Here is a 20870-nt window from a genome sequence, read left to right as displayed (position 1 = left end):
GGTCACGGCGCCCGCAAAGCATCCTGTCCCGGCAGGCGGAACGGCAGCGCCGGCGCCGCGTTGACCCGCGAACGAATGCAGGTGGATCATGACGGAAGGAAGAACCCGCGCGCTCAGCGACGTTCTCGATCAAATCGAAAGCTCGGCCCATGGAGAGAGCATCGCGGTCCAGGAGGTCGTGGACAAGCTGGGGCGCAAATCCTTTGCATCGCTGATGCTGACCTTCTCTCTCATCTCGACATCGCCGGCCAGCGCCATTCCGGGCGTGACAGCCATGGTCGCGCTGATTGTCTTCGCCTTGGCCGTGCAGATGGCCGTCGGACGCAAGAGCGTCTGGCTTCCCGGCTTCGTCATGCACCGGCAGCTGTCGACGCAGAAGCTGTGCAAGGGCATCGGCTGGCTGCGCAAGCCCGTCCATTTCGTCGAGCGCTTCCTGCGCCCCAGGCTGCAGTTCCTGCTGCACCGGCCATGGTTCTTCCTGCCGCTGCTGCTGGTCCTTGGGCTGACGCTGTTCATGCCGTTCATGGAGGTGATCCCGACCTCGGGCTCCATCGCGTCGGCGGTCATCGCGCTGTTCGCGGCGGGCCTGCTGACGCGGGACGGGGGGCTGGTGCTGGCCGCCATGCTGCTGTTGTCGGCGATCCCGGTGGCGGTATGGTACTTCGGCTTCAGCGGCTGAGTTCAGCGGGACAGCCGGGCCGGCGGCAGCGAGGCGTAATATGCCGCCAGCGCGTCGATATCTGCATCCTCCAGATCTTCGGCGGCTTCCCGCATCAGTTCGGACACCGGGCCGCCCCCGCGATGGCCGTCGCGCCAGGCCTTCAACTGGCTGCGCAGATAGGGCTCGTGCTGACCGGACAGCGACGGGAACTCGTCCCGCAGCTTGTCGGGCCAGGGCCCGTGGCAGGACCGGCAGGCCGGCACGTCGTCCCCCTCCTGCGCCTCGGCAAGAAGCTGACCCCGCGCGACCAGCGCCGGGTCGAGGTCTTGCGCGGCCGCCGGTCCAAGCGGTTGCGCGGCATAGTGCTCGGCCAGCGGGTCCAGAGCCTCCGGCGGCACCTCGGTCACCGCGTGCTGCATGATGCCGCTGTGGCGAAGGTCGCCCAGGAACGCCTCGAGCGACATGTCGAGATACGGCCGGTCCAGGATATCCAGCCGGGGAACCTGCGGGTTCGGCGCATGGCCGTCCAAGCCGTGGCAGCTTGCGCAATAGGACAACCCTGCCAGTTCGGCCTGGGGCTGTGCGGTCAGGTCCTCATAGGCGGCCTCCGACATCTGCGAGACGCGGTCCAGAAAGGCCACGACCGCCCAGACCTCGTCCTCGCGCGGGGCGGGCCATTGGGGCATTCCGCTCATCTTGACGCCGTGATAGACGATCCAGCCCAGCTCGTTCGGTTTCCAGTCCGCGACGGCGTCGGTGATGTGGGGCGGGTGGGGCACCATCGCCCGCATCGTCTGCGTGGCGGTCTCTCCGGGGCTGGCGTGGCAGTGGCGGCAGCTGGCGTCATAGTGGCGCGCGCCCAAGGCGGCCATCTGGTCGGTCAGCGGCGGCACCTCGGCCATCGGCCGCGCGCGCAGCTGGACCGAGTTCCGAAACGTCGTGTGCAGCACCCAGGACACACCGGGCAGGTGCCCGTGCCGCGCCGACACGTCATAGAGGCCGCCGAAGACCACCGCCGCAGCACCCGCTAGCCCAAGCCCCGCCACCGCCAGCAGCGTCCGGATCACCGTCTTCATGCCCGAACCTCCTGTCCGCCGTCATGCAGGGCGCGGCCCACCAGCCACAGGCCCGCCACCAGATAGACGGGCGTGCCGATGCCCAGCATGATCAGCCCGCCCAGCTGCTGCGACCCCACGTCCTGTCCGCAGATCGCATAGATCGGCCGCGGCGACAGCACGATCAGCGCCCCCAGCAGCGTCATGTGCATGGATGTCAGCAGCATCGCCCCGGCGCCCGCCAGCGGCCGCGCCGCCAGTGCACCCGCCCAGACCGCCAGTCCGGCACCCAGGAAGGCCGCCTGCTCCAGCGCGAACCAGCCCGGCCCCTGGACGGTCCGGTCCTGCAGGCCGGGCAGGTGGAAGGACCAGACGACGACGAATTCGACCACCATCCCGGCCAGCGCCGGGATCGCCAGCCGCCCCGCCAGCCCCGGCAGGGCCAGCACGATCAGCGGCGCGGCGATGGCGACCAGCGCCATGTGGCGGACCATGTGGGCGGGGAAGGGCCCCGTCCAGCGGTCCCAGGGCAGCAGCCAGGCCGCCGCCAGCACGGCGATTGCGGCGGATGCGGGCGCCCACCTCATCTGCACGTCGCCGCGAAGACCAGCGGCAGCGAGGTGAAGATCACGCCCACGAAGGACACGATGGACAGAAGGAATGCCGCATGGCCCAGGAATTCGTGGCGATCCTCGCCCACGCCCATCTCGTGTTCATAGTCGTAGTCGTCCAGCAGATCCCATTGCTGCCAGGACCGCCAGCCCAGCCAGGCGATGATCGCCAGGGCCAGCACCGTGGCCAGCCCCAACGCGATGCGCAGCGGCGCCATCTGGCCGATGGGGCCGGGCCATTTCACGCACCAGACGGCCGCCGCGCCATAGCACAGCACGAAATGGCCCGCCCATGTCAGCGGCGCCGCGGTGATCCGCACCAGGCTGCTGCTTTCCTCGGCGAACTGCCGGGCGTCGGATGTCTGCTTGTCGTGGCTCATGTCATCAACCTCGGGGCGATGGCGATCATGGCGCCCGTCACAAGGACCGTCAGGCAAAGGAAGTGCCAGAACAGCAGGCTGTTCCACAGCGGCGCATCGTGGCGGCGGGTGATCTTGCCGAAGGCAAGGCCCGCGAGGCAGTATCCCTGCAGGACGACCCCTGCGATCAGGTGGACGATCACCCAGATGACCAGCGCCCACATCATCGCGGGATAGACATGTTCGGTGGGATCCATGTCCGTCGTCCACAGCGCCAGGAACAGCACAGCCCCGCCAGCGCAGGCCGCCAGCATCGCGGCCGCCAGCGCCGCCATCGCGCCGCGGCCGGCGTCGCGGCGCGCCCAGGCGGTCAGCGCCCAGCTGCCCGCCACCAGCCCCGTGCCCGCCGCCACCAGCCCGCCATTCGCGAACTGCGCCCCGTCAGGCGGGAACTGCGCGCTGGCGGTCCAATAGAAGAAGACCGCGAAGACGAGGCTGGAGAACGCCGTCGCGTCGGCCAGCATAGTGATCCAGACCGCCCACCAGCCCACCGCATCCGGCCCCGAGACATAGAGCGGCAGCCGCAGGCCCAAGCCTGCGTCCTTGCTGTCCTTTTCTGGGATGACGGCGGTCGAGGTCCAGTTCCAGTAGATGATGCAGGCCACCGCAAGCACCGCGCTGACGATGGCCGGCGGATACCAGTGGAAGGTCGGGAAGATGAACGCCCCGCCGGTGAAGATCGCGGCCCAGATGGTGATCCAGGCCGGGCCGGTTACGCGCTGGACGTGCAGGGGATGGGCGTCGATGACGCTGGTGACCAGGGTCTCTCGCTTGCCCTCTTCGGCGTCTGGCAGGTAATAGCGGCCGGCGTCGATCCTCTCCTGCATCTTCGATTGCTGCCAGAGGGGATAGCGGGTGTCCACGTAAGGGATCGAGCGGATGCCCCAGGCCTCTCCGGGGACGTTGTGGGTCCATTCCAGCGTGCCCGCATCCCAGGGGTTGCGCGGCGGGTCGGGCTGCTTGCCCTTGGGCCGCAGCAGGTCATAGACGAAGACCAGGATGCCCGCCGCCATCACGAACGCCCCGACGGTCGAGATCATGTTCAGCCAGTTCCACCCCAGATCGCCCGGATAGGTGAAGACCCGGCGCGGCATGCCCTGCATCCCCGTCAGGTGCATCGGCAGGAAGGTCACGTTGAACCCGGTGAACATCAGCCAGAAGGCCCATTTCCCCAGACGCTCGGACAGCTGCTTCTTGGCGATGATGGGATAGAAGTAATAGATGCCGCCGATGACCGGGAACAGCATCCCGCCGAAGATGGTGTAGTGCAGGTGCGCCACGATGAAATAGGTGTCGTGGACCTGCCAGTCGAAGGGCACGATGGCGACCATGACGCCGGTCAGCCCGCCCGCGACAAAGATCGCCAGCGCCCCCGCGATCCACAGCATCGGGTGGATCATCCTGACACGCCCGACCATCAGCGTCGCGACGAAGGCGAAGATCTGGATGCCGGTGGGCAGAACCACGGCCTCTGACGCGGCGGAAAAGAATCCCAGGCTGATCGCGGGTAGGCCCGTCGCGAACATGTGGTGCACCCACAGCCCAAAACTGAGGAAACCCGTTCCCACCGCCGACAGCACGATCCAAGAATAGCCGACGATGGGGCGGCGCGCCGCCGTGGGCACGATCATCGCGGTGACGGCGATCGAGGGCAGGAAGATGATATAGACCTCGGGGTGGCCGAAGATCCAGAAGAGGTGCTGCCACAGCATCGGGTCGCCGCCGCGTTCCGGGTCGAAGAAGGGCCAGTCGAAGCTGCGCTGCATCTCGAACAGGAAGTCGCCGGCGATCAGGGGCGGGAAGGCAAAGACGATCATCCCCCCCACGACCAGCACGTACCAGGCGTAAAGCGGCATGATGTTGACGCGCATCCCCGGCGGGCGGCATTTCAGGACGCCCACGATCAGTTCCACAGCCGCCGCGATGCTGGCCACTTCGATGAAGGACAGGCCCAGCAGCCAGATGTCGGCGCCGATGCCGCCGTATTCCGTGGCCAGCGGCGGATACATGAACCATCCCGCATCGGGCGCCGCATCGAACAGAAGCGACCCCATGACGAAGATGCCGCCGATCACGAAGCACCAGAAGCCGTAGGCCGACAGCCGCGGGAACGGCATGTCCCGCGCACCCAGCAGCGACGGCAGGATCAGGATCGAGATCGCCTCGAAGATCGGCACCGCGAAGAGGAACATCATCGCCGAGCCGTGCATCGTGAAGAACTGGTTGTAGCGGCTGGCATCCAGGAAGTCGTTTTCCGGCACCGCCAGCTGCACCCGCATCAGCAGCGCCAGGATCCCCGCCAGCAGCATGAAGAACGTGGCTGTCAGGCAGTACCAGACGCCGACCTCGGTGTTGTTGACGGCGGACCAGTAGGTCCAGCCGGGCGGCTGCGCCCAAACCTTGCGCAGCCGGTCGGCCTGCGCCTTGGCAACCTCGGCGGGGACCGGCTGTGCCAGCATCTCCTCGGTCGGCGGATAGGTGCCGCGGTCGGCGTCGCTTGTCATTCCAGCCCCATCAGATAGGCCGCCAGGGCCGTCATGTCGGTGTCGTTCAGGTGGTCATAGGCTGGCATCTCGGCCCCCGGCTTGACCGCCTCGGGGTTCGAGATCCAGGCGCGGAGCGCGTCGGCCGTCATCGGCAGGATGCCCGCGGCCAGCGCGGTGCGGCTGCCCAGATGCGTCAGGTCGGGCCCCACCCGCCCGGCGGCGGGGGTGCCGCGGATGGTGTGGCAGGCGCCGCAACCTTCGCGCAGGAAGACGGCGCGGCCGGGGGCCGACAGGTCGGCCGGTTGCGCCTGGTCGGCCAGCCAGTCCGCAAAGGCATCGGGCTCCATGACGACCGCCGGGATCGCCATCAGCGCATGCGACAGGCCGCAGAATTCGGCGCATTGGCCGCGGAAGGTGCCGGTCTGCGACGGGGCCAGCGTCATGCGGGTGATGCGGCCGGGGAACATGTCGGTCTTGCCGCCGAGCGCCGGGATCCAGAAGCTGTGGATCACCTCGCCCGCCGTCAGTAGCAGTTCGCTGCGCTGGTCCACGGGCAGGCGCAGCTCGTTGGCGGAAACGACGGGGGCGTCGGCGCCGTCCGGCCAGTATTCGACGCGCCACCACCACCGCTCGGCCGTGATGCTGACGCGCAGGCCGTCGTCGGGCGCACGCTGATGCCCCATCATCGGCAAGCTGTAGATCAACAGCGTCGACAGCACCACCAGCGGAAACAGGATGCCGCCGCCGATGATGACCGCCTCGGCCAGGCGCCGGGACATCTTGCCGACGTGGATGCGGGTCACATAGAGGAACAGCCCGTTCAGCGCGAACCAGATCACGACCGCGCCAGCCAGCATCACCCAGAAGAGGTTCAGCGTCGCCAGCGCGTCGATCCCGGCGGGCGAGAACATCGACTGCGTCCCCTCGCACCCGGCGAGGGCCATGATCGGCCCGAGGCGGATCGCCCGCCAGACCAGGGGTGGTCGCCGCATATGTCCCGTCACTTCCGCGTTTGTTATGGCCCGGTTCCTTCAACTTCCCGTGTGCCGTTTTGTTCCCCAGGGCGTGTCGGTGGTCGGGCCTCAGCCAGATGCGGATCGGCGGGAACCCGCGCCGTGACAGGCGGTTACGTCACCAAGCCGTAACATGCCCGCGTGGCATTCAGGACAGGGACCCTGATGATCCAGCAGACTCCGTATTGCGGTCCCGCGCCGGCACCCACTCAGATCTGGACGGCATGGAACCCGGACCCCGTGCTTCTGGCGGCGCTGGCGCTGGCCGGCTGTGCGCTTTGGTTCGCGACGGAGCGTCGGGGCGCTGCGGCCGTGGCACTGACTGCGTTGGCGGTGGCGTTCGTGTCGCCGCTCTGCGCGCTGACGGTGGCGCTGTTCGCGGCGCGGTCGGTCCATCACCTGCTGCTGATCACGGTGGCGGCGCCCGCACTGGCGCTGGCCTGTCCGATCCTGGCGCGCGTGCCCGCCAGCCTGTCGCTGGGGGCGGTCACGGCTGCCATGGTCGCGTGGCACCTGCCGGCGGTCTATGCGGCGATCTGGGCGTCGGACGGCCTTTACTGGGCGATGCAGGCGGCGATGCTGCTGCCGGCCTGGGCGTTCTGGTCGGCCATCCTGACGCGCGACATGACGGCCGAGGACGCGATGCGCCGCGCGCTTCTGGTGGGCGGCCTGGCCGGGATCATGGGGCTGATCGGGGCGCTGCTGACCTTCGCGCCCGGAGTTCTTTACCTGCAGCACATCGGCGGCGCGGCGGCCTGGGGCCTGGGCGCGCTGGCCGACCAGCAGCTGGCGGGTCTTCTGATGTGGGTGCCGGGTTTCCTGCCGCTGGCGGCGCTGGCCGCGGTCGTGCTGCGGCGCGGCTGGCAGGCCGGGTTCGCGGCATGATCGTCGCCCTGCTCAAGTATCTGCACCTGGCGGCGATGCTCTGCTGGTGCGCGTCGCTAATCGCGCTGCCGCTGCTTCTCAGCCTCTATGGCGGGGCATGGCGGCGCGACCGCGGCAGCGAGAAGCTGCAGGCCCGCTATGCCGAATTCCGCCTGATCACACATTACGGCTATGTCGCCTTTGCGACGCCTGCGGCGGTCGTTGCCATTGCGGCGGGCACCGGGCTGATCTTCGCCGCCGACGTGTTCGACCTGTGGTTCGTGGCCAAGCTGGCGCTGGTGTCCGGGATGGCGCTGGTTCACGCCTGGATCGGGCATTTCATCCTGATCTCGGCCGAACACAGGGGCATGCACAACCTGCCGTCGCCGCTGATCCCGCTGGCGCTGGCGATCCCGCTGATGGTGGGCGTGCTGTGGCTGGTGCTGGCCAAGCCCGATTTGGGCGGGCTGACCGACTGGATGCCGCGCTTCATGCTGTCGCCGCGCGGGACGTGGGGTCAGGCATGACCGCCCTTGTCCCTGCGTTGCGCGCCGATGTGATAGTCGAAGACCAGCTTGCCGCCGTGCCAGCCGGTGATCCCCGTCATCCCCGCCGCCAAGGCCGAGATCATCGCGCCCCAAGGCAGTACCGCCCCCACCGGGTCGTCGAGCCGGAAGCCCCAGTTGAGGCCAAGCACCGACAGCAGCATCACCGCCAGGATGAAATGCGTCCAGCTGGCGCTGCGGATGCGGATGCCGGGGGCCATCAGCAGTTCGACCGTACCGGTGACGCCGGCCAGGACGCCCATGCCGAAGGCCACGCCGGACCCCCACAGCGCGACCCGCGGCCAGAAGTCGTCGCCGGTGAACCAGTACATCGCATCCGCCCCGAAGACGGAGAACGCCAGCGCGATCGGAAAGGCCACCATCATCGCATGCAGCGGATGCCCGGCGATGGCGATCTTGGTTTCGGTGTCGCTGAAGGCGACATGCTCCTCGATCGGGTCGCTAAGGCGGCGGCGCTGCCTCCAGGAATACTTCTTGCGCATCAGGGGTCCCCACTGCCCAGGTTCTGCCCTAACAAGCCCGCCGCTTTGCTGGCGGTTCCGCTGCTGGCCGCCTGCGAAGGGCCGCTGAGCACGCTGACACCCGCCGGACCCGCCGCGGTCGAGATCGCGCGCCTGTGGTGGGCAATGCTGATCGGGTCGGGTCTGATCACCCTTCTGGTCATGGCAATGCTGTGGCGCGCGTTGCGCCGCCAGTCGCAAGGGCGCCCCCGTCTCGCAGCCGAGCGTCGCTGGATCTTCGGCTGGGGCCTGGGCTTTTCGCTGGCGGTGCTGACGGTGCTTCTGGGCTTCGGCATCTGGATCGGCGAACGCATGATCGCGCGCGACGACGACACCCCTCTGGTCGAGGCGCATGCCGGCCAGTGGGCGTGGGAGTTCGTGCAGCCGGGTCCGGGTGGTCAGCCGGTGACGACGCAGGGGGTCCTTTACGTTCCGGCGGGGCGGCCCTTCGACGTGGCGATCACCTCGTCCGACGTGATCCACAGCTTCTGGGTGCCGCGCCTTGGCGGCAAGATGGACGCGATCCCCGGCCACCGGAACGTGCATCGCCTGATGGCCGCCGCGCCCGGCACCTATGAGGGGCTGTGTGCGGAATTCTGCGGGCTGGGCCACAGCTTCATGAACTTCGAGGTTGTCGCCTATGACCCGGCGGGGCCGTTGCCCGATTTCGCCGATGCCGAGGAGGGCCGTGAATGACCAAAGGGCCCCGGATCGACACCCGCAACGACGCCATCGACACCGATGCCGGCATCGCGGCCAACCCGCCGCGACGCGCCCTGCCGTTGCACCGCGAACTGGACGAGGTCTGGCGCGACCTGCCGGGCTGGCGGGGGTTCTTCACCTCGGTCAACCACGGCACGATCGGCAAGCGCTTCATGGCGACGGCGTTCGTCTTCTTCGCCATCGGCGGCGTCCTGGCCATGATGATCCGCGCGCAGCTGGCGACGCGCGACGGCGCGTTCCTGGACACCGAGCTGTATAACCAGATCTTCACGATGCACGGCAGCATCATGATGTTCCTGTTTGCGATCCCGCTGCTGGAGGGGCTGGCGCTTTGGCTTCTGCCCAAGATTTTGGGCGCACGCGACATGGCCTATCCCCGCCTCAGCGCGCTGGGGTATTTCTGCTATCTGTTCGGCGGCATCGTCATCGTGCTGTCGCTGCTGTTCGGGGTGGCGCCGAATGGCGGCTGGTTCATGTACGTGCCGCTGACCAGCAAGACCTATACGCCCGGCATCAATGCCGATGTCTGGCTGCTGGGCGTGACCTTCGTCGAGATCAGCGCCATGGCGGCCGCGATCGAGATCACCGTGACCATCCTGCGCTGCCGCGCCGCGCACATGCCGCTGACGCGCATGCCGCTGATGGGGTGGTACCTGCTGGGTACCGCCGTGATGATGCTGGTGGGCTTTCCGCCGCTGATCCTGGGGTCGATCCTGCTGGAGGTCGAGCGCGCCTTCGACTGGCCGTTCTTCGATGTCGCCCGCGGGGGATCGCCGCTTCTGTGGCAGCACCTTTTCTGGCTGTTCGGCCACCCCGAGGTCTATATCATCTTCCTGCCCGCCGCGGGGGCGCTATCCACCATCATCCCGATCCTGTCGCGGACTACGATCCTGGGCTATGGCGCGCTGGTAGCGGCGGTGATCGGGCTGGTCTTCCTGTCCTTCGGGCTGTGGGTCCACCACATGTTCACCGTGGGCATCCCGCACATGGCGCTGTCGTTCTTCTCGGCCGCGTCGGCGCTGGTGGCGGTGCCGACGGCGGTGCAGATCTTCGCCTGGATCGGCACCATGTGGGAGGGACGGGTCCAGTTCCGTCTGCCGATGCTCTATATCATAGGGTTTTTCGCGACCTTTGTGATGGGCGGGCTGACCGGCGTGATGCTGGCTATGGTGCCTTTCAACTGGCAGGCGCATGACACGCACTTCGTGGTGGCGCACCTGCATTACGTTCTGGTCGGCGGCTTCGTCTTCCCGATGCTGGCGGCCATCGCCTACTGGATGCCGCTGATCTGCGGGCGTTGGCGGGTGCGCGGCCTGGGCGAGGCCGCGTTCTGGCTGATCTTCATCGGCTTTCACGGCACCTTCTTCATCATGCACCTGACCGGACTTCTGGGCATGCGCCGCCGCATCGCGGTCTATCCCGAAAATGCCGAGTTCGAGTGGCTGAACCTGGTCTCCTCGGGGTTCGGGATGATCCAGGCGGCGGGCTTTGCGCTGTTTGCCTTTGACGTCATCATGCAGTGGATGTTCGGGCGGCGCAGCTGGCGCAACCCGTGGCAAGCGCCGACGCTGGAATGGGCGATGCCGCTGCCGGCGCCATCCTACAACTTCGCCTCTCTGCCGGGACCGCGCCAGCCCGATGCCGGCGCCCTGCTGCCGCTGGCGCGGGGCGAAGGGCTGCTGGCCGGCGCGCCACGCGGCTGGCGCGAGACGCTGGTCGTCGAACCCGGCAGCGGCAGACCGCAGCATATCGCCGTGCTGGCCACCAATACCGCGCTGCCGGTGGCGACCGCCGGAGCGATCGGCAGCTTCTTCGCCATGATGCTGGCCGGGCTTTACTGGCTGGCGCCGCTGGGGATCGTGGCGACGCTGGTCGTCGTCTGGCGCTGGGGCGCGATCATGGGGACTGACCGCGACCATCCCCTGGTCGAGGTCGCGCCCGGCCTGTCGCTGCCGCTGCATTGGCAGGTGCGTCAGACCTTGGGCCTGACCGGGACGATGGTCCTGCTGGTGGCGGACGCGACGCTCTACGGGTCGCTGCTGTTCGGTGTCGGGTTCCTGACCGTCGTGGCGCCGGGCTGGCCGGCGCCCGAAAGCGGTATCGGGACGTGGTGGATGCTTCTTCCGGCGCTGGCCGCGCTGGCGCTGATGGCCGCCGGTGTCGTCGCGGCGCGGCTGGCCGAGACGCGCCGGACGCGCGCGGGTGGCAGGCTGTGGACGCGGCTTGGATTGGCCTGTTCGGCGTTGGCGCTGGCGCTGCTGGGCGTGCTGGGCTGGGGGCTGGACGATCCCACGCGCCACGCCCGCGACGCGCTGCGCGGGGCCGTCCTGGGCTTCGCAGTTGTGCATGGCGTGATCGCGGTGATGCTGGCGCTGCGGGCCGATGTCGATGCGCGGCAGGGCCGCATCGGGGCCGACAGGCGGGGCGCGGTTCCGGCGTGGCAACTGTTACAGACCTTCTGGCTGGGCACCAGCGCCGCATCGGTCGCGGTCGTCGCCGCGCAGGAGGTGCTGGCATGACCTGGCTGGCGCGCGCTCTTGCGGGGCCGATGCTGTGGGGGGCGCTGTTCTCGGCCGTCTATGCGCTGCACGGGGCAGGGTGCAACCTGGGCTGGACGCAGGTGTCGCTGGGGCCGGTGGACCTGCATCGCGGGGCGATGTGGGCCGTCTGGGCGGCGGGGCTGGCGGTGCATGTCCTGCTGGTCGTGACGATGCCGGCGGGGCAGGGGCGGGCACGCCGGATCATTGTCGCCGGCAGCTTGATCGGCCTTGTGGCCAGCGCCTTCACGCTGTTTCCGGTGATCGCGACCTCGACCTGCTTCTGACTGCCCGATTGAGCGGCCGGGCCGGGCCGTGCTAGGCGCTGGACGTTCCGTGCCAGCGAAAGGTCCTGCATGTCCACCTCTGCCGCCCCGATCCTGTCATGACCCCCGCCGCCCGCATCGCCGCCGCCATCGGTGTCCTGGACGAAATCCTGACCGGAAGCCCCGCCGAACAGGCGCTGCTGCGCTGGTCGCGGGCCAGCCGCTTCGCCGGGTCCGGCGACCGAGCGGCGCTGCGCGACCTTGTCTTCGGGGCGTTGCGGCGGCGCGACAGCTATGCCGCGCTTGGCGGTGCGCTGACCGGGCGCGGCCTGATGATCGGCCATGCCCGCGCCGAGGACCTGCCCCTGGACGACATCTTCAGCGGTCAGGGTCACGGCCCCGCCCCCCTGACCCCGGCCGAGACCGCGCACCGGGCAAGCGACCTTCCCGACGATCTGCCGGACTGGCTGCGCCCGGACTGGCAGGCCGCCCTGGGTCCGCTGGCGGCAGAGGTTGCGGCGGCGATGACGGACCGCGCGCCGGTCTGGCTGCGGGTGAACCTGGCGCGGACCGATCCGCCCGCCGCCATCGCCGCGCTGGCCGCCGAGGGTATCGGGACCGAACCGTCCGAGCTGCTGCCCTCGGCGCTGCGGGTAACGGCGAACGAACGCACGGTCGCACGCTCCGCCGCCTATCGCGACGGCCTGGTCGAGCTTCAGGACCTGTCGCCGCAGCTGGCGTGCGCCCGCCTGCCCCTGTCGCCGCGGATGTCGGTCCTGGATTTCTGCGCGGGCGGCGGCGGCAAGACGTTGGCCATCGGTGCGCGCCAGCCGGATGCACGGCTGACGGCGCATGACGCATCGGTCGCGCGCATGGCTGATCTTCCGGCGCGGGCGGCGCGGGCGGGGCTGCGGGTCACGGTCGCGGACCGGCCGAAGGGCAGCTTCGATCTGGTCGTGGCGGATGTGCCCTGTTCGGGGTCGGGAACCTGGCGACGCACGCCGGATGCCAAGTGGCGGCTGGATCGTCGGCGCCTGGACGATCTTGTCGCGCTGCAGGCGCAGATCCTGGACCGGGTCGCGCCGCTTGTCGCGCAAGGTGGGTGGCTGGCCTACATGACCTGCTCGGTCCTGACGGCCGAGAACGGCCGGCAGGTGTCGGACTTCCTGGCCCGGCGGCAGGGGTTCCGGCTGGTCGAGGATCGCCTGTGGACGCCGTTGAGCGGTGGCGACGGTTTTTTCCTGGCAATCCTCGGCCGCGAATGAAGAGGCTGATTAACGCTAAATTAAAGGGTGCCGCGCTAGGTGCTGGTCCGTCGAACGGCAGAAGGACGATTCGCATGGCGCATCTGGACGAACAGGCGGGGCTTCCGCGCGGGGCACTGGCGGCGCTGCCGGTGCTGCTGGCGCCAATGGTGCTGGGGGCGGCGGTGCTGGCCCTGCGGCCCGGCGCCCCGACCGGCGTGGCCGCGGTCGTCGTCGCGACGATCGCGGTCGCGTGGTACCTGCTGGGCGGTGCGGTCTCGGCCGCGCATCTGGCGCGCGGGATCGCCGCCCGCCGCGCGCTCCGCGCGATCCGCGGAGAGGTCGCCGTGGCGCCCGAGCCGGTCTGGATCTGCGATGCCGACGGGTTGGTCCTGTTCCAGAACGCGCCCGCGCAGCGGTCTTTCGACGACATGACGGGACGCCAGATCCTGATGCTGCTGGCGCGGTTTCGCGCCGATGCGCAGGGGCAGCTGGCCGATCTGTCGGCAAAGGCCATGCGGCTCGGCCATGCCGAAATCGAGCTGCCCGGGGATGAGCGTCTGTCGCTCAGCTGTTCGCCGGATGCGCCGCTGCAGGTCTGGGCGCTGCACCGGGCGGGGTTTGATGAGGGGCATGTGGCGCCCGACGGCGACATGCCGCAGGACGATTTCGACGCCATCCCCGTGGCGCTGCTGCGCCTGACGGCGGATGGGCGCATCTGCCAGACGAACCTTGCCGCACGCGAGTTGATGGAGGGGCTGCTGGCCGATGATGGCGCGGACCAGAACCTGGCAGAGCTGCTGGACGGGCCTGGCCGCCCGCTGGCGGATTGGCTGGCTGACCTGTGCGCCGGGCGCGCCGTCAACCTGACCGAGATGCTGCGCCTGCGCCACCCCGACACCCGCACCAACGCCATGAAGGACCGTCACATCCAGCTGTCGGTCGCGCGCGATCCCGCAGATCCGGGTCGGCTGATTGCGGTCATGTCGGATGCCAGCGCACTAAAGACGCTCGAGGCGCAGTTCGTGCAGAGCCAGAAGATGCAGGCGATCGGCCAGCTGGCCGGCGGCGTGGCGCATGATTTCAACAACCTTCTGACGGCGATCAGCGGCCATTGCGACCTGCTGATGCTGCGTCGCGACAAGGGCGACCCGGACTTTGCCGACCTGGACCAGATCAGCCAGAACGCCAACCGGGCGGCGGCGCTGGTCGGCCAGCTGCTGGCGTTCTCGCGCAAGCAGACCCTGCGGCTCGAAACGCTGGACCTGCGCGACACGCTGGCCGACCTGACCCATCTTCTGAACCGCCTGGTGGGCGAACGCGTCGGCCTGACGATCACCTACGACCCGGCGCTGCGCGCCATCCGCGCCGACAAGCGCCAGCTGGAGCAGGTCATCATGAACCTTGTCGTCAATGCCCGCGATGCCATGCCCCAGGGCGGAGACATCAGCGTCAGGACGGAAAACGTCCAGCTGAGCGCGCCGCTTTCGCGGGACCGGGTGACGCTGCCCAAGGGCGACTATGTCTGCATCCGCGTGACGGACAGGGGCTGCGGGATCTCTCCAGAGCATCTGGACAAGATATTCGAGCCGTTCTTCACCACGAAGCGCACGGGCGAGGGCACGGGGCTGGGCCTGTCCACCGCCTATGGCATCGTGAAGCAGACCGGTGGCTTCATCTTCTGCGACAGCGCGATCGGCGAGGGGACGACCTTCTCGCTCTATTTTCCGGCGCATGCGCGGCCGGCGGCGACGGTGACTGCGCTGCCGCAGGCCGCGCCGCGACCCGCATCGCAGCTGCAGGGCAACTCTCGCGCCACCGTCCTTCTGGTCGAGGACGAGGCGCCGGTCCGCGCCTTCGCCTCGCGGGCGCTGAAGCTGAAGGGGTTCGACGTCCTCGAGGCGAGCAGCGGAGAGGACGCGCTGGAGGTTCTGGACACGTGCGGGCGGACCATCGACATCTTCGTGACGGACGTGGTCATGCCTGGCCTCGACGGCCCGGCCTGGGTGCAGCAGGCGAAGGAGCGTCATCCGGCGGCAGCGGTGATCTTCATGTCTGGCTATACCGAGGACATCTTTGTCGAGGGGCGGACGCCGGTGGCCGGTGCCGCGTTCCTGGCTAAGCCTTTCACGCTGACCGAGTTGACGCAGCTTGTCGAAGGGCAGCTTGCGGCCGGCTCCGGCGGCCGAAGGCACTGACAGGCATCGCCTCAGCCGAGGGCGGGAGGCGGGCGGGTGCGCTTATCGGACACCCGCCTGATTTCCGTGTCGCAGGGGAGAGGCACCCGCACCGGGCAGGCTGCACCAGATCGGATGAAGCGACCTCGACGGGAAGACTGGCTAAAGTTCTGCCGGCGGTATCCCGGGCAGGGATTGGTGGCTCCGGCCTGATCCGCCGAGACGACTGACAGCATTTCTGGCAGGCTGTTTGGCGTTGAAATCGATGGCGTCGGCGCGTATAGAGCGTGCAGTCAATCGGGCGACATGGTCAGAACAGACCGCTGCAGACGGGTCGGGCGCTTTGCCGCGACCCTTTGTCGTTGCCAGTATGGACGCCATAAAGACCGGCGGAGCCAACCGTCAGGCCGGAAAACCGATACAAAGGAAACTGAACACGCATGTGCGCTAAAGCGACCATGGAGGAATTCGAGGCCCTCCTGAACGAAAGCCTCGAAATCGACACGCCGGACGAAGGTTCGGTGGTCAAGGGCCGGGTCATTGCCATCGAGGCGGGCCAGGCCATCATCGACGTCGGCTACAAGATGGAAGGCCGGGTCGATCTGAAGGAATTCGCGAACCCCGGCGAAGAGTCGAGCCTGTCGGTCGGCGACGAGGTCGAGGTTTATCTGGACCGCGTCGAGAACGCCCGCGGTGAAGCCAGCATCAGCCGCGAGAAGGCCCGCCGCGAGGAAGCCTGGGACCGTCTGGAGAAAGCCTATGGTGCCGAGGAGCGCGTCGAGGGCGCCATTTTCGGTCGCGTCAAGGGCGGCTTCACGGTCGACCTGGGCGGCGCCGTCGCCTTCCTGCCGGGTTCGCAGGTCGATGTGCGCCCCGTGCGCGACGCCGGCCCGCTGATGGGTCTGAAGCAGCCGTTCCAGATCCTGAAGATGGACCGCCGCCGCGGCAACATCGTCGTGTCGCGCCGTGCCATCCTGGAAGAGAGCCGCGCCGAGCAGCGCGCCGAGGTCATCGCCAACCTGACCGAAGGTCAGACGGTCGATGGCGTGGTCAAGAATATCACCGAATACGGCGCCTTCGTCGATCTGGGCGGTGTTGACGGCCTGCTGCACGTCACCGACATGGCCTGGCGCCGCGTCAACCACCCGTCCGAGATCCTGTCGATCGGCGAGACCGTCAAGGTCCAGGTCATCAAGATCAACAAGGACAGCCACCGCATCAGCCTGGGCATGAAGCAGCTGCAGGCCGATCCGTGGGATACGGTCGCCGACAAGTTCCCGATCGGCTCGGTCCATCAGGGCCGCGTGACCAACATCACCGATTACGGCGCGTTCGTCGAGTTGGAAGCCGGTGTCGAGGGTCTGGTCCACGTCTCGGAAATGAGCTGGACCAAGAAGAACGTCCATCCGGGCAAGATCGTCTCAACCAGCCAGGAAGTCGACGTGATGGTCCTGGAGATCGACGAGGCGAAGCGTCGCGTGTCGCTGGGCCTGAAGCAGACCATGCGCAACCCGTGGGAGGTCTTTGCCGAGACCCATCCGTCGGGCACCGTCATCGAGGGCGAGGTGAAGAACATCACCGAGTTCGGTCTGTTCGTGGGCCTCGAGGGCGACATCGACGGCATGGTCCACCTGTCCGACATCAGCTGGGACACGCGTGGCGAGGATGCGATCCAGGACTTCCGCAAGGGCGACGTCGTCAAGGCGGTCGTTCAGGACGTGGACGTCGAGAAGGAGCGCATCTCGCTTTCGATCAAGGCGCTGGAAAACGAGCACATGGCCGAAGCCGTTGACGGCGTGAAGCGTGGCTCGATCGTCACCGCCGAGATCACCGCGATCGAGGATGGCGGCATCGAGGTCGAGTACAACGGCGTGAAGTCCTTCATCCGCCGCAGCGACCTGGCCCGCGACCGCCAGGACCAGCGCCCCGAGCGTTTCCAGGTCGGCGACAAGGTCGATGCGCGCGTGACCAACATCGACACCAAGACCCGCCGTCTGGGCCTGTCGATCAAGGCGCGCGAGATCGCGGAAGAAAAGGAAGCCATCGACCAGTACGGCAGCTCGGATTCGGGCGCGTCGCTGGGCGACATCCTGGGCGCCGCGCTGAGCCGCAACAACTGATCCAGTCTAAGGACTGATCTTTCGCCCGCCCCGGTCCGTCCGGGGCGGGCTTTTTGTTGCCGGCGGTCCGGCGGAACGCGGCAAGCGACTTGCGCGGACATGGCAAAGCTGGCAACGCTGTGAAACCAGTGACTTCTTCCGCGCGTTGACAGGCCTGAAAAGCGGCAATCCGGGGTTCGTCCATCCCGCGCGGCAGCAACGACTCGTCCAGTTGGGGGAAAGCATGATCCGATCGGAATTGATCCAGATGATTTCAGACGAGAACCCCCATCTTTTCAGGCGAGACGTCGAGAGGATCGTGAACACCGTCTTCGAGGAGGTCATCGACGCGATGGCGCGCGGCGACCGGGTCGAATTGCGCGGCTTCGGCGCCTTCTCGGTCAAGAAGCGCGATTCCCGGACCGGCCGCAATCCCCGCACCGGCGAGGCGGTCGATGTCGAGGAGAAGCACGTTCCATTCTTCAAGACCGGCAAGCTGCTGCGCGACAGGTTGAACGGCGAGGCGTGACCGTCGTAGAACACGTTTGTGATAACAGGGCGGCCCCCGCGGCGGTGACCGCAACCATACGAAGGAAGTGACCATGCGCTTTATCCGGTTGATCTTTATCGCGCTTCTGGCGCTGATCCTGGTGGGAGTGGCCCTGGCCAACCGCGAGATGGTCACGCTTTCGCTGTTCCCGGCCGGCTTCGGGCAGTTCCTGGGTGGCACATGGTCGCTGGCCGTGCCGCTATTCGTCGTCATCTTCGGCGCCTTTGCCCTTGGCATGCTGGCGGGGCTGCTGTGGGAATGGATGCGCGAGGCGAACTATCGCCGCGAGGCACGGCTGCGCCATGACGAGGTGGCGCGTCTTGAAAGCGAGATGGGGCATCTGCGCGAGCGTCATGCTGCGCCCCGCGACGATGTCCTGGCCATTCTGGACGAGCCGTCGAATCGCCGCCCCGCGGCCGCCCGTGTTCCCTCGCACGCGGGGACAACGCCAGCACAGCTGCCCGCGGCGCGCTGAGCGGTGGCCGACGTCAAGATCTGCGGCCTGAAGGATCCGGCACATGTTGCGGCCGCCGTCGAGGCGGGCGCGCGCTATTTGGGCTTTGTGTTCTTCGACAGGTCTCCGCGTTCGGTGACGCCGGAGGAGGCGGCGGCGCTGGTCGCCCATGTCCCCGTGGGCGTGGCCAGCGTGGGGCTGTTCGTCGACCCCGATGACGAATTGCTGCGGCGGGTGCTGGAGGTTGTGCCGCTGGACGTGATCCAGCTGCACGGAAAAGAGAGCCCCGACCGGGTTGCCGAGATCAAGGCGCTGACCGGGCTGCCGGTCATGAAGGCCGTGGGCATCCGCGAGGCGTCTGACCTGGCGCAGCTGACGGATTATGGGCTGGTCGCGGACATGCTGCTGGTCGATGCAAAGGCCGCCGAGGGCGCCGCCCTGCCGGGGGGCAACGGGCTGGCGTTCGACTGGCAGCTTCTGGTCGGGCGACGGTTTCTTCGGCCCTGGATGCTGGCGGGCGGCCTGACGCCCGAGAACGTGGCCGAGGCCGTCCGGCTGACCGGAGCGCGCGTTGTTGATGTGAGCTCGGGCGTTGAATCGGCGCCGGGCGTCAAGGATGTTGCGCGGATCGGCGCGTTCGTCAGGGCGCTTCAGAACTAAATCGGTTGTTATCGCCGGGTGTTGCGCAGCGTTCGCGGGGGGTGTTGCATCTGGTAAGTTATTGGCGAGTAGGCATTATCTTGAACCCGTTCACAACCAGAACGTTAGTGATTGACTTAGAGAACGGCCTGAAGTAGAACGTTTGCATGCTGGGAGAAATGGGCAAGCGGCCGGGGGGCAACCCTAGGTCGCTTTTTTGTTTCTCGGCTCGTGCGGACAGGTCACGAGGCGGGGCAGATTGCATGAACGATATGAACTGGGGCGGGGCAGGCGATCCCGAAGGACCCTTCGTGCCCGGAAACCATCCTGCGGGGGCTGGCGTCCGGGTGCCCGAGATTGCCGAGGGCGAGGACGAGATCGATGTCCTGCGCTGGCTGTTCTGGGACTATGTGAAGGACCTTCGGGGGCACCAGGCCGAGCTTGAGGCGGTCAAGGCGGCGGAGATCGATCCCGCCAAGCTGAAGAAGGCCATGGAGACGGCGAAGACGGTCCGCGAGGCCGTCCAGCTGCTGATGGCGGAAAGGATCAAGGTTGACAAACTTCGCAAGGACATCGCGGGCGGGGTCGGAGGAGGCAGCCTCGACCTTGATGCCGCACGAGACGAGATCGGGCGCCGCCTGGCTTGCCTCCGCCGGGCCGGAGGAGGTTGAGGAGTTCCTGGGCGGGCTGTCGGAGAACGCACTGATGAGCCTGCCCTGGCTGTTCGAGTTCTGGGCGCTGCCCCACCAGTTGCCCCCGGAGGGCGACTGGAAGTCGTGGGTGATCATGGGCGGGCGCGGCGCGGGCAAGACACGCGCCGGGTCCGAATGGGTGCGGCGGATGGTCGAGGGGCCGACCGCCGCCGCACCCGGCCGGTGTCATCGCGTGGCCCTGGTCGGAGAGACCTTTGATCAGGTGCGAGAGGTGATGGTGTTCGGCGAGAGCGGCATCCTGGCCTGTTCGCCGCCAGACCGGCGTCCCGTCTGGGAGGCTGGGCGGCGGCGGCTGGTCTGGGCCAACGGCGCCACCGCCACGGTCTATTCGGCGCACGAGCCCGAGGCGCTGCGGGGGCCGCAGTTCGACGCGGCCTGGGTGGACGAGCTGGCGAAGTGGAAGAAGGCCGAGGATGTCTGGGACATGCTGCAGTTCGCGCTGCGGCTTGGCGAGCATCCGCAGCAGGTGGTGACAACGACGCCCCGGAACGTGGGCGTCCTGAAGCGCATCCTGAGCAACGCCAGCACGGTGGTGACGCATGCGCCCACGGATGCAAACCGCGCCTATCTGGCCGAAAGCTTCCTTGCCGAGGTCGAGAGCCGCTATGGCGGGACGCGGCTGGGGCGGCAGGAGCTGGACGGCGTGCTGCTGGACGACATCGAGGGCGCGCTGTGGACGACGGCGATGCTGGAGACGGCGCGGGTGGCGCAGGTGCCGAAGCTGGACCGGGTCGTGGTGGCGGTCGACCCCTCGGTCACCGGGGGCGCGGGCAGCGACGAATGCGGCATCATCGTGGCGGGCGTGGTCACGCAGGGCGAGCCGAAGGATTGGCGGGCCTATGTGCTGGAGGATGCCAGCGTGCGTGGCGGCCCGACAGACTGGGCGCGCGCGGCGATTGCCGCGATGGACCGGCACGGGGCCGAGAAGCTGGTGGCCGAGGTGAACCAGGGCGGCGATCTTGTGGAAAGCGTTGTCCGGCAGATCGATCCGCTGGTGCCCTTCAGGGCGCTGCGGGCGTCGCGGGGCAAGGGGCTGCGGGCCGAGCCGGTGGCGGCGCTCTATGAGCAGGGGCGGGTGAAGCACCTGCGGGGGGCGCTTGGGGCGCTTGAGGACCAGATGTGCCAGATGACGGTGCGCGGCTTCGAGGGGCGCGGTAGTCCGGACCGGCTGGATGCGCTGGTGTGGGCGGTCCACGAGCTGATGATCGAGCCGGCGGCGGGCTGGCGGCGGCCGCAGATGCGGGTGCTGTAGGGCCGATTGGAAAAGATGGAATGAACGAAGGGCCGTCCCGC

Annotated in this window: 20 protein-coding genes; 14 read left to right on the top strand and 6 right to left on the bottom strand. The window is 68.1% G+C overall.

Translation table 11 applies throughout. The features are described from left to right. The first annotated feature begins 88 nt into the window (after positions 1-88). Positions 89-679 carry an exopolysaccharide biosynthesis protein gene (locus OC184_RS03260; protein ID WP_265505761.1) on the top strand — a complete coding sequence of 197 codons (591 nt, stop codon included), beginning with the start codon at positions 89-91 and terminating at the stop codon, positions 677-679. A 2-nt stretch (positions 680-681) separates the two neighbouring features. Here OC184_RS03260 and OC184_RS03255 read toward each other — a convergent pair whose 3' ends face one another. From OC184_RS03255 to OC184_RS03235, 5 genes are read right to left on the bottom strand one after another with little or no spacing between them, the layout of a single operon-like run. Then, complete coding sequence (locus tag OC184_RS03255; protein WP_265505760.1) at positions 682-1737, bottom strand: c-type cytochrome; 1056 nt, start codon at positions 1735-1737, stop codon at positions 682-684. Continuing rightward, entirely contained in the window at positions 1734-2303 is a 570-nt protein-coding gene (locus tag OC184_RS03250) for a cytochrome c oxidase assembly protein (protein WP_265505759.1), read from the bottom strand. The genes OC184_RS03255 and OC184_RS03250 overlap by 4 nt, the downstream gene beginning before the upstream one ends. Continuing rightward, positions 2300-2707, bottom strand: coding sequence for an Asp23/Gls24 family envelope stress response protein (locus OC184_RS03245; RefSeq protein ID WP_265505758.1), 408 nt, complete (start codon positions 2705-2707; stop codon positions 2300-2302). Before OC184_RS03245 ends, OC184_RS03250 begins: the two co-directional genes overlap by 4 nt. Then, on the bottom strand, positions 2704-5250 hold the full coding sequence (gene ctaD / locus OC184_RS03240) for a cytochrome c oxidase subunit I (RefSeq protein ID WP_265505757.1): 2547 nt from the start codon (positions 5248-5250) through the stop codon (positions 2704-2706). Before ctaD ends, OC184_RS03245 begins: the two co-directional genes overlap by 4 nt. Continuing rightward, on the bottom strand, positions 5247-6224 hold the full coding sequence (locus tag OC184_RS03235) for a cytochrome c oxidase subunit II (RefSeq protein WP_265505756.1): 978 nt from the start codon (positions 6222-6224) through the stop codon (positions 5247-5249). Before OC184_RS03235 ends, ctaD begins: the two co-directional genes overlap by 4 nt. 186 nt (positions 6225-6410) lie before the next feature. Here OC184_RS03235 and OC184_RS03230 point away from each other — a divergent pair, with 186 nt between their 5' ends. Together OC184_RS03230 and OC184_RS03225 are read left to right on the top strand one after the other, a co-directional pair. Beyond that, positions 6411-7130 carry a cytochrome c oxidase assembly protein gene (locus OC184_RS03230; protein WP_265505755.1) on the top strand — a complete coding sequence of 240 codons (720 nt, stop codon included), beginning with the start codon at positions 6411-6413 and terminating at the stop codon, positions 7128-7130. Further along, a complete protein-coding gene (locus tag OC184_RS03225) occupies positions 7127-7636 on the top strand; it encodes a CopD family protein (protein ID WP_265505754.1) in 510 nt (169 codons plus the stop codon). Before OC184_RS03230 ends, OC184_RS03225 begins: the two co-directional genes overlap by 4 nt. Here the strand turns inward: OC184_RS03225 and OC184_RS03220 are convergent. Then, positions 7627-8157, bottom strand: coding sequence for a DUF2231 domain-containing protein (locus OC184_RS03220; protein WP_265505753.1), 531 nt, complete (start codon positions 8155-8157; stop codon positions 7627-7629). The genes OC184_RS03225 and OC184_RS03220 overlap by 10 nt on opposite strands. A 45-nt stretch (positions 8158-8202) precedes the next feature. Here OC184_RS03220 and OC184_RS03215 point away from each other — a divergent pair, with 45 nt between their 5' ends. The 11 genes from OC184_RS03215 (at position 8203) to OC184_RS03165 (ending at position 20829) form a co-directional block, all read left to right on the top strand. Beyond that, the gene (locus OC184_RS03215; protein WP_265505752.1) at positions 8203-8871 is read left to right on the top strand and encodes a cytochrome c oxidase subunit II; all 669 of its coding nucleotides are present in this window, start codon (positions 8203-8205) and stop codon (positions 8869-8871) included. Further along, the gene (locus OC184_RS03210; protein WP_265505751.1) at positions 8868-11417 is read left to right on the top strand and encodes a cytochrome c oxidase subunit I; all 2550 of its coding nucleotides are present in this window, start codon (positions 8868-8870) and stop codon (positions 11415-11417) included. Before OC184_RS03215 ends, OC184_RS03210 begins: the two co-directional genes overlap by 4 nt. Further along, positions 11414-11722, top strand: a complete 309-nt coding sequence (locus tag OC184_RS03205) for a hypothetical protein (protein WP_265505750.1) — start codon at positions 11414-11416, stop codon at positions 11720-11722. Before OC184_RS03210 ends, OC184_RS03205 begins: the two co-directional genes overlap by 4 nt. A gap of 98 nt (positions 11723-11820) precedes the next feature. After that, positions 11821-12966 carry an RsmB/NOP family class I SAM-dependent RNA methyltransferase gene (locus tag OC184_RS03200; RefSeq protein ID WP_265505749.1) on the top strand — a complete coding sequence of 382 codons (1146 nt, stop codon included), beginning with the start codon at positions 11821-11823 and terminating at the stop codon, positions 12964-12966. Positions 12967-13040: 74 nt separating this feature from the next. Further along, the gene (locus OC184_RS03195) at positions 13041-15143 is read left to right on the top strand and encodes an ATP-binding protein (RefSeq protein ID WP_265505748.1); all 2103 of its coding nucleotides are present in this window, start codon (positions 13041-13043) and stop codon (positions 15141-15143) included. Positions 15144-15562: 419 nt separating this feature from the next. Then, positions 15563-17242 carry a 30S ribosomal protein S1 gene (rpsA, locus tag OC184_RS03190; protein ID WP_265505747.1) on the top strand — a complete coding sequence of 560 codons (1680 nt, stop codon included), beginning with the start codon at positions 15563-15565 and terminating at the stop codon, positions 17240-17242. 223 nt (positions 17243-17465) lie between these two features. After that, positions 17466-17750 carry an integration host factor subunit beta gene (gene ihfB / locus OC184_RS03185; RefSeq protein WP_265505746.1) on the top strand — a complete coding sequence of 95 codons (285 nt, stop codon included), beginning with the start codon at positions 17466-17468 and terminating at the stop codon, positions 17748-17750. 73 nt (positions 17751-17823) lie between these two features. After that, positions 17824-18246 carry a LapA family protein gene (locus OC184_RS03180; RefSeq protein ID WP_265505745.1) on the top strand — a complete coding sequence of 141 codons (423 nt, stop codon included), beginning with the start codon at positions 17824-17826 and terminating at the stop codon, positions 18244-18246. Between the two features lie 3 nt (positions 18247-18249). After that, a complete protein-coding gene (locus OC184_RS03175; protein ID WP_265505744.1) occupies positions 18250-18885 on the top strand; it encodes a phosphoribosylanthranilate isomerase in 636 nt (211 codons plus the stop codon). Between the two features lie 242 nt (positions 18886-19127). Continuing rightward, positions 19128-19535: a permease gene (locus OC184_RS03170; RefSeq protein ID WP_265505743.1), complete on the top strand. Its 408-nt coding sequence runs from the start codon at positions 19128-19130 to the stop codon at positions 19533-19535. Next, entirely contained in the window at positions 19474-20829 is a 1356-nt protein-coding gene (locus OC184_RS03165; RefSeq protein WP_265505742.1) for a DNA-packaging protein, read from the top strand. Before OC184_RS03170 ends, OC184_RS03165 begins: the two co-directional genes overlap by 62 nt. Positions 20830-20870 lie beyond the last annotated feature (41 nt).

It is taken from the genome of Paracoccus rhizosphaerae, from assembly GCF_026162645.1.
Taxonomy (GTDB): Bacteria; Pseudomonadota; Alphaproteobacteria; order Rhodobacterales; family Rhodobacteraceae; genus Paracoccus; species Paracoccus rhizosphaerae.
This window is presented reverse-complemented; position numbering and strand designations above follow the sequence as displayed.